The 14,186-nt window shown below is 40.6% G+C and carries 13 protein-coding genes; 11 read left to right on the top strand and 2 right to left on the bottom strand.

Annotated features, from left to right (window positions below):
- On the top strand, window positions 1-1,611 hold the full coding sequence (locus tag SULBA_RS07980; protein WP_014769780.1) for a DUF4857 domain-containing protein: 1,611 nt from the start codon (window positions 1-3) through the stop codon (window positions 1,609-1,611).
- A 69-nt stretch (window positions 1,612-1,680) separates the two neighbouring features.
- The gene (locus tag SULBA_RS07975; protein ID WP_014769779.1) at window positions 1,681-2,118 is read left to right on the top strand and encodes a Dps family protein; all 438 of its coding nucleotides are present in this window, start codon (window positions 1,681-1,683) and stop codon (window positions 2,116-2,118) included.
- Window positions 2,119-2,141: 23 nt separating this feature from the next.
- Here SULBA_RS07975 and SULBA_RS12770 read toward each other — a convergent pair whose 3' ends face one another.
- Entirely contained in the window at window positions 2,142-4,073 is a 1,932-nt protein-coding gene (locus SULBA_RS12770) for a histidine kinase dimerization/phosphoacceptor domain -containing protein (RefSeq protein ID WP_014769778.1), read from the bottom strand.
- Window positions 4,066-4,773, bottom strand: a complete 708-nt coding sequence (locus tag SULBA_RS07965; protein WP_014769777.1) for a response regulator — start codon at window positions 4,771-4,773, stop codon at window positions 4,066-4,068. The genes SULBA_RS12770 and SULBA_RS07965 overlap by 8 nt, the downstream gene beginning before the upstream one ends.
- A 92-nt stretch (window positions 4,774-4,865) precedes the next feature.
- Between SULBA_RS07965 and SULBA_RS07960 the strand changes: the two genes are divergently transcribed.
- The 9 genes from SULBA_RS07960 to SULBA_RS13085 all read left to right on the top strand — a co-directional run bounded on the left by SULBA_RS07960 (window position 4,866) and on the right by SULBA_RS13085 (window position 14,185).
- Window positions 4,866-6,869 (top strand): TonB-dependent receptor domain-containing protein, encoded by a 2,004-nt coding sequence (locus SULBA_RS07960; protein WP_014769776.1) that lies wholly within the window; start codon window positions 4,866-4,868, stop codon window positions 6,867-6,869.
- 8 nt (window positions 6,870-6,877) lie between these two features.
- Window positions 6,878-7,168, top strand: coding sequence for a hypothetical protein (locus SULBA_RS07955; RefSeq protein ID WP_014769775.1), 291 nt, complete (start codon window positions 6,878-6,880; stop codon window positions 7,166-7,168).
- Window positions 7,169-7,176: 8 nt separating this feature from the next.
- The gene (locus tag SULBA_RS07950; protein WP_014769774.1) at window positions 7,177-8,736 is read left to right on the top strand and encodes a PepSY-associated TM helix domain-containing protein; all 1,560 of its coding nucleotides are present in this window, start codon (window positions 7,177-7,179) and stop codon (window positions 8,734-8,736) included.
- Window positions 8,726-9,169 (top strand): hypothetical protein, encoded by a 444-nt coding sequence (locus SULBA_RS07945; RefSeq protein WP_014769773.1) that lies wholly within the window; start codon window positions 8,726-8,728, stop codon window positions 9,167-9,169. The genes SULBA_RS07950 and SULBA_RS07945 overlap by 11 nt, the downstream gene beginning before the upstream one ends.
- Before the next feature lie 82 nt (window positions 9,170-9,251).
- A complete protein-coding gene (locus SULBA_RS07940; protein ID WP_014769772.1) occupies window positions 9,252-10,418 on the top strand; it encodes an Opr family porin in 1,167 nt (388 codons plus the stop codon).
- A gap of 9 nt (window positions 10,419-10,427) precedes the next feature.
- Entirely contained in the window at window positions 10,428-10,916 is a 489-nt protein-coding gene (locus SULBA_RS07935; RefSeq protein WP_156790528.1) for a Fur family transcriptional regulator, read from the top strand.
- Window positions 10,909-13,083 carry a heavy metal translocating P-type ATPase gene (locus tag SULBA_RS07930; RefSeq protein WP_014769770.1) on the top strand — a complete coding sequence of 725 codons (2,175 nt, stop codon included), beginning with the start codon at window positions 10,909-10,911 and terminating at the stop codon, window positions 13,081-13,083. Before SULBA_RS07935 ends, SULBA_RS07930 begins: the two co-directional genes overlap by 8 nt.
- Window positions 13,084-13,146: 63 nt before the next feature.
- Window positions 13,147-13,464: an HMA2 domain-containing protein gene (locus tag SULBA_RS07925; RefSeq protein ID WP_014769769.1), complete on the top strand. Its 318-nt coding sequence runs from the start codon at window positions 13,147-13,149 to the stop codon at window positions 13,462-13,464.
- A 1-nt stretch (window position 13,465) separates the two neighbouring features.
- Window positions 13,466-14,185, top strand: coding sequence for a ferritin-like domain-containing protein (locus tag SULBA_RS13085; protein ID WP_014769768.1), 720 nt, complete (start codon window positions 13,466-13,468; stop codon window positions 14,183-14,185).
- Window position 14,186: the final 1 nt, after the last annotated feature.

Below are 14,186 nucleotides of genomic sequence, written 5' to 3'. Positions count from 1 at the left end.
ATGGTACGCACAATTTTTATCAAAGAGTGGATAAAACTACGTTGGTATATGCTGGTGTTGATACTTTTAGGGTGCGTAAGTGTGGGCTATTTTTGGATGGAGCTTCATTTTGAATTTAGCAATAGTGAGCCTGAGAGTATCCTGTGGTACCGTTTTGCACACTTGGGTGATAAACCCTATCTTTTTTTCTCACCGCTTTTTATGGGTATGGGTGCGGTGATTGCACTGGTGCAGTTTGTATGGGAGCGTTTTCGTAACAGGCTTCGCATTATTGCGCACCTTCCTCTCTCCATGCCTCGTATTTTAATAGGACATTTAGGTGTTGGTATAGGTCTTTTAAGCCTTGTGTGTTTTTCGGTGGGAGGGGTTGTGTTGACCCTCATGTGTGCCTACTATCCTTATGAAATTGCTATGGTTGCGCTTAAAGATATGACGTTTTACTTTTTAGGCGCTCTTTTAAGTTATCTGCTTGGAGCCTCCGTTGTATTGGAGCGACATGCAAAGATAGCACTGTTAAAACTCAGCTTTGGCGTGTTGGTTCTTTTTTTGTTTCAAAAAGAGCGCTATGTACTGATGGATACTCTTTGGTTGGGATTTATCTTCTCTTTCTTTTTGCTTTGTTTGGATAGTTTTTACAGTGTAAAGTGGCAAAGGGTAAGAGCATTTTTTTTGGCAATGGTTGTTTTTGTCTGTATGGTGTGGATTGGGTTTGAAGCGTATGGAACATACACAAAACGCTATGCACGTTCTTTTACGCACTACTATCTTTTTTACTCCCCTATTAAAGAGGATTTTGTCTATCAAAAAAACTTTGGGCATCACCGTTTTGAGTATGGCATTAAAGAGAAGGAGACCTTTAATCAAAAGGAGTATGAAGCGCTTTTACCGTTTGTGTATTGGCGAGATTTGGATATTCAAGGCAGGCTTCCACTTGACATTAATGGAGAAATTTTTAGTAAAGAGAGGATTCAAGATAGCCGTTTGAGCATGACGTACGAGCCTCAGGATAGGGGTGCAAAAGAAGTTGCGTTATACCCGTTACTCAATCCTAAAACCATGCAAGGGTTGATTGCTTTTCCTGAAAATGCCATTGCGATTACTCAAGAAAAGATCGTGGCGTATAACTTTGATGAGGGTTTCAATGCTACCCTAAGTGATGAAATCGCATCGGCGTTAAGCGCTTTACATGTAAGCTTTCCTTTGCAAGGATTTTGGGGAAAAGTGAGCAATTTGAAGCCTTATGATTTGGGGTATCTTTTTGTGGATGCACAAGGGAAACTTTTCAATCTTAAACGTGAAAATAATCGTATTGAACTCAAAGAGATTGCTTATCCAAAAGATATTCGTATCGAGCATCTTTTTATCAGCGAAAATAGTGAAAAAAAAGTGGTCGGTTATGCGATAGATTCACACAATAAGATTTATATTTTAGATACAACCTTCCATTTTACACCGCTTGATGTAGAAGGCTTTGATGCAAAAACGATGAAATTTCAGCTGATTTCAGATCCTTTGCATTATTTACTACGTTTGGACGATGGAAAAACGTACCGTGTTATTTTATTTTCGAAACATTTTGAAAAAGAAAAAGAAGAAATATTTACTAATTAATAATTATTCTTATTTAAGAAAAGTGTGTTATAATTCTTTTGTTATTAAAATAAATTAAGGAGTAAGACCATGTCAAGTGTTATTAAACAATTACAAGAGATTCAAGCTGATAGTCATATTTTATACGTTACATTCCATAATTACCATTGGAATGTTAAAGGAATGCAGTTTTTCCCTGTTCATGAAATGACAGAAAAACTCTACGATGCCATGTCAGAGGTTTTTGATGATACAGCAGAGCGTATTTTACAATTAGGTGGCACACCGCTTGTCACACTTTCTGAGATTATGGCAAAAACAACCCTTAAAGAAGAGAGTAAAAACTCCTTTGATGCGGTAGCAGTCATTGGAAATGTGGTGAAGGCGTTGGAAAAAATGCTTGCTCAGTGGAGCACACTTTCAAAATTAGCCGAAGAAGTTCGTGATACAACAACCATGAATATGGCAGATGACAAAGTGGCTGAAATTGAAAAACAACTTTGGATGTACAAAGCAACGCTTGCGTAAGCACACAGGAAAAGCACACGTTTTTACGTGTGCTTTTCCTCTTTTAAGGGAAGTTCATTGTAAAATGAGATTTCAAAGTGGCTTCCATTGAAGCTTTCATAATGAAAGGTACCTTGAAGTTGCTGGAAGATGATCCCCTCCATCAATCGCATTCCAAGCGTTGAATGCCCTTGTAAACTAAACGCTTCTCCTAGACCTTTACCGTTGTCTCTAATACTTAGAATGCACCTTGTCTCTTTACATGTAAAGGCAATGTCTATGCATCCACCCGTGTGCGTAAAGGCATGTTTAATTGCGTTGGTGACGCATTCATTGATAAGCAGTCCGCACGAGAGGGCATGTTCGATGCTTAAAAAAATAGCTTCGCTTTTTACATGTAAAACAATATTTTTCTCATCGGTGGCATAGGTCTGGCGCATATTTTCAATCAGCCCTTGCACATAGGTATCAAAAGCGATGTGTGTGAGGCTACTGGATTGGTAGAGATGGCGGTGCAGGAGTTCAATGGCGTAAATGCGCTCTTGAAGGTCCATTAAAAGCTGTTTGGATTCATGGTGTTTTGCCTTGTTTTCTTTCAGTTGCATCAGGGCAATAATGATCGAAAGGTTGTTCTTAACACGGTGATGCACCTCTTTTAAGAGCACCTCTTTTTCTTGTAGAAGGTTTTCAAGTTCGTATGTGCGTTGATGCACTTTTGTATCGAGGGTGTGAATATTTTCTTCAAGACCATCAAGCATGGTATCAAAGGTTTGGGCAAGCAGGCTAATATCATCATCGCCTTTTAGGTGGCTTCGCTCTTTAAGGTTACCACTTTTAATGGTTTTTGCTACATTTAGTAGGCGGTCTATTTTACATGTAAAGCCACGAAACAAAAGCCAACCTAGCGCAAATGCAACGCCTAGTGCTAAGAGTATTGCAGGGACAAATTTCACAATAATAGGCTCTAAATCACTGTAAATCTCCTCTTCATAAAGCGTGGCGGCTAAAAGCAGTGGGTACTCACGGCTTCCTTTAAAATAGCGCACCCACGTCAGGGCTTGGTAAAGCTTCCCACTGGGGTCGTCCGCTTTGGGTAAAAGATGATGAATGGGTTTTCCCTCTTTGGCTGCGTGGAGATATTCAGAGGTTTTTAGCTCGCCTGTGAGGGGTTGGTCGGTTGGGGAGGATTCACTGACACAGCAGGTGGTATTAAAATATTTAGCATTTTCATCGAAACTTTTTCGATACGTTGCATTATGGTCACACTTCCTTTCGCTTCCATCAACCCACATCATGTACGCAAACCCTGTGCTGTGATTTTTAATGGTTTGAAAGCTTTGTTTGAGCATGGAGCCTATGGATATTTCAAAATCACTGCGGGAGTGTAAAAACTCTTTGGTTTTGCAAAGAAGTGCAATTTCATAAGGGCTTTGGGGTATTTTTTTTAAAAACAGATACTCTTTGTTGGTGGTGGGGCAGATGTTAAGGCGTTGCGTTTTGTCGTAAATACTCCATTGCTCATACGATGGAAATAGGGTACTAAAAAAAGGGCTATTCTCTTCTAAAAGTCCTTTTGTACCGTACACACTGTGGTGATGCTTCATGAGTAAAGCATTACATGTAAAATCTAAAAGATGTTCATTGATGTGTGTGATAAGCGTTGCTTCATTTTTCTGAGGCTCTTTGTTCCATGCATTAAAGAGTTCATGCAGTCTATTTTTCATCTCTAAGTTCATCTTCTCCCAGTATGAAGCGTTGTACAGAGAGTTGACATGAATGGTTAAAAGCACTTGATTTTCCATATTGGCAAGCAGACGGTTTATCGTATCTGTTTCACTTTTCAAGCGTTCAGCTTGCCATGAGGGAATGATGAGTGAGAGCATAATGATATGAATACACAGCACAATCGCACTAAAACCAAGCGCAAATTTTGCTGAGAGTGAGCGGTTGGTAAAAAGATTTCTAAGCTTAAACATTCAAGCGGTACCCTGCCTCAAAGACATTTTCCAGTAAGCTTCCATCGACTTTTTGGCGCAAACGGTAGATAAGATTTCGAAGTTTCGAGAGGTCATAAACCTCTTCACGCCAAATGTACGCACTGATGTGCTCAAAACTCACCGTATTGCCGACCGATTCGCTTAAAATTTGAAAAAGCTTAATTTCATTGCCTGTAAGTTTGATGCTTTCATCGTTACATGTAAGCACACCATTACTACGGTTAAAGGCGTAGCCTAGAGGAAGTTCAACGTTTGGATTGGATGTTCGTTTGAGCTCTTGTGTCGGGTGAAAATAGCGGTGTTTGTACCATGCCGCTTGCAAGGTTGCTTTAAGATCATTGGGGCGAAAAGGCTTGCTTAAATACCCATAGGGTTCTGATTCCATTGCCATTTTTATGGTTGCATTGTCACAATACGAGGTGAGATACACAATGGGAATGCGATGATTTTGCCAAATGTAACGCCCCACATCTGTTCCACTTTTTTCGCCTTTAAGATGGATGTCTAAAAGCACCATATCGGGCAGATGTGTATCGGCATGGCGCATCGCATCGTGCGCAGTTGCTTCTACACCGCTAATGGCATATCCAAAGTTTTGTAAGTTCATCGTAAGTTGTAAAGCGAGGATCGTTTCATCTTCTACCACTAATATTTTAATTTCTTCGTTTTTTTTACCCATTTTGCTTTAGTTTCCTCACATTGTGATTTTGATATGATTTCTTATGACTATGATAACAAATATCATTTGAAAACATCATAAAGGAATAGAAAATGGCTTTTCACCATAAAATGAAAACAGAATTGAGCTTATCATTAGTCGCAACGCTTTTTTTAAGCAATATGGCAATGGCAAATGAGCAAAAGCTTGAAACCGTTGAAGTGTGGGAGACGCAAGTGAGCAGTTCTTCTCTCAATTTGCGCAGTAGCTCCATTGAAACCAAACAAGCAGACCACTTAAGCGATTTGCTCAGAGACCTCCCTGGTGTGGATGTGGGAGGAACCAGCTCAATTAATAACCGTTTAGCCATTCGTGGATTAGAAGATGAAAACTTAGAAATAACCATTGATGGAGCAAAAGTCTCTAATGTTAATATGTTCCATCACATTGGGAATTTGCTTATTAACCCTGACATCTTAAAAAAGGCAGACGTTCAAGTAGGTACGAATTCAGTGGTACATGGAGGACTTGGTGGTGCGGTGGCGTTTGAAACCAAAGATGGCAAAGATTTGCTTCAAGATGGGCGTGATTATGGTGCACGCATTCAGGGTAACTACAACTCCAACGATAGCCTAGGAGGCTCTGTGGCAGCCTATGGCAAAGTAGTCGATAATGTCGATGTTTTACTCTACCATCACTACGTGGATAAAAAGAATTGGGAAGATGGCAAAGGTGAGAAAACCTTTGGGGCAGAGGGTGATATTGGCAATACCCTTATAAAAGTAGGGTATGACATCAGCGATGTGCAACGCCTAACCCTCTCGTATGATAGGCTTAAAGACAAAGGCGATTATGCGCCACGTCCTGATTTTGGTAAAGCGTACAACCTTTTTGCTACAGGAAAATCACTTTATCCTACCGAGTACACCAGAGAGACGATTAGCCTGAAACATCAAGTAGACCTTGGTGATGCCTTGTTTTTACAAACCACCCTTTACAGCAATGAAAATGAGTTAGAACGGTTTGAAAAACGACTCGATGGCGGTGTGGTACGAGGGGTTCCAGCAGGCTCAGGTATGAGTACGACCGAGGGACTTTTAAATGGCTTAGTCACCACGAAGGGTATCAATACCAAAGCACAGTCAAATGTTGCAATGGGTAGTGTCAATAACACCTTTACCTATGGCGGATTGTACGATATTCAAACCAGTAAAGTGAAGTGGAGCGGTCGTAAATACGGTGAAAATGAGAAGGCTAAATCGGGTGCTTTGTATGTTGAAGATGCGATTTCTTTTGAAAATGGTTTAACCTTAACCCCTGGTATTCGCTACAATCACTACGATTTTGATGGTGTGTATGGAAAAATTAAAGATGAGCATTTTACCTATGGACTTGCGGCATCGTATGAACTGAGTGAGACTTTAACCTTACTTGCCAGTGCTACTACGCTGTATAAAGGCGTTGAAATGGTGGATGTTTTAGCATCGTATCGTTATTTAATACCTGATAATACCAACCTCAAATCTGAAACAGGTCTAAACAAAGAGATAGGTTTTACGTACGAAAATAAAAATGTTTTAGGTGCAGACGCTATAGGTTTCTCTTTTAAATATTTTGAGACACAAATTGATGATTATATTGTCTATACCACAACCTCTATTTACAACAATGGCACGCTTGATATTCATGGGTATGAGGCAAGTTTTATGTATGACATTGGTGCACTTCACTCTTTGATTACCTATGCGCACTCAGATTCGAGATTTCGAAAAACAGGGCTTTCAACTCAAAGAGACCCAGGGGACAGCATCAGTGTGAATTTAGATTATGCAATTATGAAAAATCTCATTCTCTCATGGGATTCACTTTTTGTCAGAGAAGAAAACCGAAAATACATTGCGACGCAACAAACCAAACAATCCTATAAAGTGCATGACATCGCAGTCAAATGGAAACCGCACAGTGTCAAAGGCTTAACGCTGATTGCAGGTATTGATAATATTTTTGATGAGGCATATGTGGCGCATGCTTCTGAAAATCGTATTTTAAGTAATGTTCCTCTCTCAGACTACGAACCAGGGCGCAATGTCAAACTTTCATTCTCGTATGAATTTTAATCACACCCATGTTCTCTCGTATCCTCTTTCATTTTAAAGAGCCCAAAACCACCATTGGTTGGGCTCATGGTATTATGGCGATTTTGGGTGCTTTTGCGCTGGCGTATGGTTCAGGTATGAGCTTAAGCACGCTTTTGCAAGGAGACGCAGCCATGCGTCTTCTGCCTTCCATGCTTCTAACCCCTGTGATGGCCTGTGGTTTTGGTTTTTGGCTTTTATTTTCCAAAACACTTTTACATGTAAGCATAAAAATAGTACTCATGGCACTTTTTAATGCCTGTATTATCGCCTTTTTTTAGGAGTGTGTATGCTTGAGAAATCACTGATTTTTAAATACCTACATCGTTCACACACCATCATTGGCTTGTTGGTTTTATGGGTGTTTTACATGAGTACCTATTTTGGGACACTCACATTTTTGATGCCCTACCTTAAAGTGTGGGAGTCCCCCTCACGTCATTTTGTTCCTGCACAAAACCATGCGTTTAACATTGATACACGTTTGGAGGAACTCTTAAGAGCGCACCAATTTTTAGGCGATAAACCCGTTGAAATTACCTTGCCCAGCTTTCGTGATCCGCTGCTTAAAATTTCTTCACAAGCACAAAACAGCCTTTACCTCAATCCCTTAACCAATGAGGTTCTAAGCGTTCCTAGAGAAGAAAATCTTATCTCATTATTTTTCAATGAACTTCATACTGGTGGAGTAATTCCTCGTATTGGTATGCCTTTAATGGGTATCATGAGTGTGGGCATTTTATTTTTAAGTGTGGGTGGATTTTGGCTCTTTTTAAAAAAGAAAAAAACACAACCCCGTCTTCAAAAAAGTTGGAAACAACGATGGCTTTCGTGGCATAAGATAACAGGGCTTGGGGTGATTCCTTATGCCCTTGTTTTTGCGCTAAGTGGGGCTTTTTTGGGGTTAATGCTCTCTACATCATCCCCGTATGCATGGAGCATGAGTGAGGGAAAAATAAGCAATATGCGCCAATTGGTTGCGCCTATTTTATTTGCACAACCCAAATACCAACGCTTAGAAAACGATGCGAATATGCTTCCTTTTTCTGCTTTACTGCTGCGTGCGAAGGAGCATTACCCAATGCTTAATATCAGTAATGCAACACTGTATCACTATGGAAAAGAGGGTGCAAAGGTATTGTTTCGAGGATTTGATGAAGAAAATAGGGCACGTACTGGGCGTGTGAATCGTTTAAGTATCACCATTGAGGCAAGCACGGGAGCCGTGGTGGAGAAAAAAATGATCGAACAAAGCCATGGAATCAATCAAACCCTCTCTTTGCTCTATTTTCTTCATTTTGTTCCCGATGAAACAGTGGGATTACGCCTTGTGTTGATATTTTTTGGAGGTGTGTTGGCATTTTCTTTGGTAAGTGGGTATTTTCTTTGGGCAGAGAAAACATTGGTGCAAGAGGGTTGGTTTGGTGATATATGCAACCGTGTAAGCCTTGCGGTATTGATTGGTATTGTGCCTTCTAGCGCATTGGTGGTCTGTTTGCATTGGCTTCTTCCCATGGAGCTTTTTGATAAAGAGGTGTGGGTACGAGGAGCGTTTTATGCTTTTTGGTCGTTTTGGCTCTTTTATAGTGTCTTTGAACGCTCTGTGGTACGCAGTATGGCACTCATGCTTCGAAGCAGTGCATGGCTTTTAATAGGCGGGGTGCTCTTTCATGGTTTAAAAAGTGGTTTTTTTATCTGGGAGAGTTTTTCGCAAAAGGCGTGGGTACTTTTTGCTATGGATGTCCTGTTTCTTTTTAGTGCAGGCATTTTAGTGTATGTAGCCAAATGGGTAGAAAAAAAAGAGCTTTTCTACCGTTATGAGCGCAAAGGAGTGTTTAATGGCTATTAAAATGTGGTGTATTCTTGTACTGTGTACACACCTTTTGGCACATAAAATAGAGGGCATTAATCTTCTCATAACACCGCTTGAAAACGACATGATAGCCATTGAGGGAAAGATGAAAGGCTCTCAAAAAAGGTTAGAGGGAAATAAGGTAGCACTGATCTCTATGATCGATAAACGTGTGATTTTCGAAGCTTTTTTAGAAGGGGGGAAACCCTTACATGTCAAGATTCCTGAGGAGTCGTATTGGGTCTATTTGTACATAGGTGATCAAGATGTTGTGGAAGAGGGCATGGCTCCAAAAGAGGGATTTAAAAAAATAGCACACTCTCAAAAAGAGCGTGCTTTTCGTATCATGGGTGGACTTGCTTTGGGGTTTATTGGACTTTTTTTTCTGACGGTATGTTTACGACTGTATTGGCATAAACGAATAACATGATAATTACTATCATGTTATGATAGCTTAAGCTCCTTTGCTCTATTATGCGATAATAATTATCAATAATTAAAAAGGAGTGTAAATGCGAACAGCATTTTCAAGAGTCGTCTTAAGTCTGATAGTGGGTATGAGTGTGTCGTATGCGGATGATGCGAGTAATTTGGAAGAGGCATTTACCAAAGGTGAGTTAACTGCAAGTGTAGGTGCTTATGGACAATACTTCAATAAAAAAGGTGGTACCAAAGATGATGGTTTTGCCAATGGTTTTGGCGAAGTTGGCTTTCAAACGGCACCTCTTTATGGCATTAGCGTAGGCTTAAAAGCTTTTGGCAGTGTCAAATTGGATGATAAAAACGATGCGTACGATGCTGAGGGTGCGATTGAAGACAATGCGGTTCTCTCCGAAGCATTTATAAAGTATGAACATGAGGGCGTTGGGCACATTGTTTTGGGTCGTCAAGAGGTGGACTTCAATTGGTTGACCGATTATATTGAGGGTGTGAGTGCAGAACTTAGTGCTATTGAAAACCTTGTGGTAAACATGGCATGGGCACGTAAACAATCCGTGGTTGGTTTTGATGAAATTTCTGAAAAATTTGCAAAAATGAACGACAATGATGGTATTTATATGCTCGAAGCAGTGTATACACCAATAGAGATGTTGGAGCTTAATCCGTACATTTATTATGGGGATAATGTATTTACAGCGTACGGTGCAAAGGCAACCCTTAATTTTGAGTTAAGCGATGCGCTTAAAACATCCACCATGCTTCATTATGCTAAAGTCAATAGCGATGCCACCACCGAAGAAGATGATGGTTTGGGTGGAACCGTCAATGTTAAGGTAGAAGATGGTTCTTTTATGCAAGTTGAACAAGGATTTGAGTTTTCAGGTGTAAGCCTTGCCCTAGGGTATATGAAAACCGATAAAGATGGCCTTGCAGGTTTGGAGAGTTTTGGCGATCAATCACCATTGGAAGAGGGCAATCATGTCTTTGATGCCAATGCTAAAACACCCTATGCAAGTATTTCGTATGAAATTGAGGGTGTGAAGCTGGGTGCTTTGTATGCGCAAAGTAAATACGACGATGGGATTAGCAGCTCAGTGAAAGAAAAAGAGTTGGATGTGAGTGTTGGGTATGAAATTATTAAAAACCTTGAAGCCTCTTTAATCTATGTTAATGTCGATAATGACACCAAAGCCGATAGCTATAATGCGCTTAAAGCCTTAGTTAAGTACACGTTTTAAGTGTAATACGTGTCAGGTAAAGTGCATTGTTTGGTTGCAGAAGAGCATGACTCTTCTGCAAGCTTTGAAACCTTTTATAGCCATTTTCAAAAAATCACCATGCGTTTAAAACTTCGTTATTCCAATCGTCAAGAGAAGTTACTTAAAGCTCTTTTTTCAAGCACAGCCTACCTCAGTGCTTTTGAAATTCAAAAGGTACTTAAAGAGGTGTATCATACACGTATCTCTTTAACACACCTTTATACGCTTTTAGCTTTTTTAGAAAAGCTTGATTTGTTGCATGTGGTTATCACTCCTTCTCAAAATGTCAAACAGTACCGTTTAAAACGAAGTTTTCATCAGGATCATCTTGTGTGTATAAAATGTGGTAGTATTACACCATTTTACCATCCAAATATCGAAAAAGAACAAGATGAAATTCTCTTACAGCATCGTTTTTTAGGTATCCATCACACTATGATTTTATACGGCGTATGCCAAAGGTGTCATCATGAATGAAATAAGTATTAAAAGCTTTGTATCAGGGCGTGTGCGTTTAAAATGTGAAGCCTTCAAAACGGTTTCAACACACAGTTTAGAGACGCTTTTATCGCCTCTAGTCTTTGAGCAAAGGCTTAACCGTGCGTGTGCTTCGTTGATTCTTAGGTTTGATCCTTTAAAGAGCTCTCTTGAGAGCATTCTTGAGGCGCTTCAAACGTCTTTACATGTAAGGATAAAAACACCAGAACTTTCAGCCAGTGCAGCGCTTTATTGCGATGCGTGTAGCAGCTGTCATGTGAAGTCTTTGGATGCGAAAACACCCGTTTCATGGCGCTCTAAAATGGTTGGCTTTGCACTTCTCTCCGTGTATGCTCTTGGCTTATTTGTTGTAGAGACTTTTTTTGCAACGTCTGTTGCTTTGAGTTTTTTACCTGCAGTAACAGCGATTGTTGCCTTTGTGGCAGCGCTTCCTTTGTTTCAAGAAGCCATAGAAGATGTCAAAGCCAGACGCTTTAGTTTGCACAGTTTTATGGCGGTGGCTCTTTTGGGTGCCATTTTAGGGGGTGAAGTCACAGCCGCATTTGAGATTATTTACATTTTACGAGGCGGTATGTTACTGGAAGAATACACCGCTGAACGCTCCAAAAAGCAGATTCATGAATTGATGGCATTAGGGGTTAAAAAAGCGTATGTTGTCGTGGATGAAGTGGAACTTGAAGTGGATGTTTCTGAGATTAAAGAGGGCGATATTGTTGTAGCACGTAGTGGTGAAAAAATTGCGGTGGATGGGATTATTAGCGAGGGAAGTGCTGAGATTGATGAGGCGGCGATTAACGGTCGAAGTGAGCCTGCATTGCGTGTGCTTGGAGATAGCGTGTATGCCAATACACTGGTACAACGAGGGCGTATTTACATTCGGGTAAGTGCGACAGGTGAGAAGACCTATTTGGCACGGATGATTGCCAGTGTTGAGTCTTCATTGGCGCAAAAATCGCCCAGTGAAGTGAGTGCGGATAAATTGGCTGCTAAACTTTTAAAATTAGGAACGCTTTTAACCGCAGGAACCTTTTTGCTAACAGGTTCATGGCTTCGGGCATTTTCTGTGATGATTGTGATGTCATGTCCGTGTGCGACCATTTTAGCTGCCAGTACTGCCATTAGTGCAGGTATTGCACGAGGGGCAAAAGAGGGCATTTTAATCAAAGGAGGGGCTTACCTAGAAGCCGTCTCTCAAAGCGATGTCTTTTGTTTTGATAAAACAGGAACGCTTACCACAGGAGTGCCACATGTAATTGGTAGTGTGTGTGCCCCTGATGTTTCGTACGAATCATTGCTCTATTATGCTGCCTTAGCAGAGCATCACAACAGCCATCCAATCGGCATTGCGATTACCAAAGCGGCTCATTTAATTGGCTTTACATGTAAAGAAGAAAATCCCAGTGAAATTTACGCAGGTCTGGGCGTTTTACTCCACGATAAAGCAGGTGAAATTTTAGTCGGAAATGCAAAGTGGATGGAGCAAAATGCCATTGATATCGCTTCGTTTAAACGCAAAAGCAAAAAGAGCTTACAAGAGGGAAAAAGTGTTGTGTATGTTGCCCTCAATCAAAAAGCCTTAGGATTTTTGAGTTTAGAGCATGAAGTACGAGAGGGAACCCTTGCAATGCTTCAAGGGCTTCGTAAACGAGGGGTGAAACATTTGGTGCTTTTAAGCGGTGATGAAGAGGTCGTTGCACGCTCTTTTGCTCAGACGTATGGCTTTGATGAAATTCATGCCAATGTCATGCCTGAAGAAAAAGCGTCTGTTATTGAAGCACTGAAAGAGCGCTACAAAAGTGTTGTCATGGTGGGTGATGGCATTAATGATACCTTAGCCATGAGTAAAGCGGATGTTGCCATCTCCTTTGCCAGTGGTGGTTCTGAGGCGGCCATTGAGGTTTCTAATATTGCGATTACGAACAGTCATCCCCATGATATTTTAAAACTCTATGATCTTTCTGCGAAAAGTTTAGGGGTGGTTAATCAAAATTATTGGATAGGAACAGGAACCAATTTGGTAGGTGTAGGATTGGCAGGGGTTGGGTTGCTCTCACCTGTGGCTGCAGGTGCGATTCATATTGGGCATACCGTTGGTATTATGGCAAACTCTTCTCGTATCGCATGGAGTGTTGATAATAATTCTTAAAAAATTTTTAAGTTGTTATTTAGTTGTACCCCTTTAAAATGGTCATATTCAGAAGGAACGTTGATGGATATTACGGCAGAAAAATTAGTAGAATTAGGGCGTTATTTTTCAATCATTCACCACATTAAAGGGCGCATTCGTTTGCGGGTGAATCCCAAAATTAAATGCCATGGCGAGAGTGTTTCATTACAAGACATTGAGGCTTTGCCCCAAAAAATTGAGGGTATTAAAAGTATTAAAATCAATAAAATTGTTGGTTCTTTAACGATTGAGTACGATGCGCATATTTTTCCCGATCACTTATGGAAAGATTTGGTGCATGGTGAAAATTTAGAAGAATTGGTAAGTATGATTACACGGCTTTCAAAGGAGTTTATCTAAGATGGAAGAGATTGAACACAAAGAGACATTAGCGCCATTGGGTGTTGACCCACGTGCACCTGAGCCTATTCTTCATCAAGCGTTAAAAACGGCTTTGGATGATGAATACCGTGCGTATGAAGCGTACATGCGTGTCATTGAGACTTTTGGTGCAAAGCCACCGTTTGCGTCAATTATTGAAGCAGAAAAGAGGCATCAAACTGCACTGCTTGAGCTTTTTGAGTGTCATGGTATTGTGCCGATTGAAAACCGCTGGGTAGGTCAGATGGATGCACCAAAAAGTTTACAAGAGGCTTATGCAATGGGTGTTGAGGCTGAAATTTCCAATATTGCAATGTACGATACCTTACTCTCCTATACGCAAAATTATCCTGATGTCCAAGAGGTTTTCTTTAGGTTGCAAGCAGCATCGTATAATAACCATTTGCCTGTTTTTCAAGCCCATTTAGAGGGTGTCGCTTCTAAAGCAGTTCCTAATGCTTCTACTCCTATGATGGAGAATGCTTTGCCTTCTATGGAAAAAATGAGTGAACAGATGAGTGAATGGAGTGCAATGGCAGGAAAACTTGCCAGTGGACAGATGAGCCAAGAAGAGATGTTAAAGCTTTTAAGCGGGACAAATTTCTCCTTTATTGCAGGAGCACTTCTAGGGGCCATTGGTGCAGGTGTTGTAGGCTCTATGAGTCAGAAAAACGAAGAACAAACCGAAGAAAAGGAGTAAG

Source organism: Sulfurospirillum barnesii SES-3, from assembly GCF_000265295.1.
In the GTDB taxonomy this organism is placed as follows: domain Bacteria; phylum Campylobacterota; class Campylobacteria; order Campylobacterales; family Sulfurospirillaceae; genus Sulfurospirillum; species Sulfurospirillum barnesii.
This window is presented reverse-complemented; position numbering and strand designations above follow the sequence as displayed.

What these genes read in the sequence shown, in the direction of transcription:
- SULBA_RS07980 (WP_014769780.1), top strand. Translation starts at nt 1, where the DNA reads ATGGTACGCACAATTTTTATCAAAGAGTGGATAAAACTACGTTGGTAT.
- SULBA_RS07975 (WP_014769779.1), top strand. Translation starts at nt 1,681, where the DNA reads ATGTCAAGTGTTATTAAACAATTACAAGAGATTCAAGCTGATAGTCAT.
- SULBA_RS12770 (WP_014769778.1), bottom strand. Translation starts at nt 4,073, where the DNA reads ATGTTTAAGCTTAGAAATCTTTTTACCAACCGCTCACTCTCAGCAAAA.
- SULBA_RS07965 (WP_014769777.1), bottom strand. Translation starts at nt 4,773, where the DNA reads ATGGGTAAAAAAAACGAAGAAATTAAAATATTAGTGGTAGAAGATGAA.
- SULBA_RS07960 (WP_014769776.1), top strand. Translation starts at nt 4,866, where the DNA reads ATGGCTTTTCACCATAAAATGAAAACAGAATTGAGCTTATCATTAGTC.
- SULBA_RS07955 (WP_014769775.1), top strand. Translation starts at nt 6,878, where the DNA reads ATGTTCTCTCGTATCCTCTTTCATTTTAAAGAGCCCAAAACCACCATT.
- SULBA_RS07950 (WP_014769774.1), top strand. Translation starts at nt 7,177, where the DNA reads ATGCTTGAGAAATCACTGATTTTTAAATACCTACATCGTTCACACACC.
- SULBA_RS07945 (WP_014769773.1), top strand. Translation starts at nt 8,726, where the DNA reads ATGGCTATTAAAATGTGGTGTATTCTTGTACTGTGTACACACCTTTTG.
- SULBA_RS07940 (WP_014769772.1), top strand. Translation starts at nt 9,252, where the DNA reads ATGCGAACAGCATTTTCAAGAGTCGTCTTAAGTCTGATAGTGGGTATG.
- SULBA_RS07930 (WP_014769770.1), top strand. Translation starts at nt 10,909, where the DNA reads ATGAATGAAATAAGTATTAAAAGCTTTGTATCAGGGCGTGTGCGTTTA.
- SULBA_RS07925 (WP_014769769.1), top strand. Translation starts at nt 13,147, where the DNA reads ATGGATATTACGGCAGAAAAATTAGTAGAATTAGGGCGTTATTTTTCA.
- SULBA_RS13085 (WP_014769768.1), top strand. Translation starts at nt 13,466, where the DNA reads ATGGAAGAGATTGAACACAAAGAGACATTAGCGCCATTGGGTGTTGAC.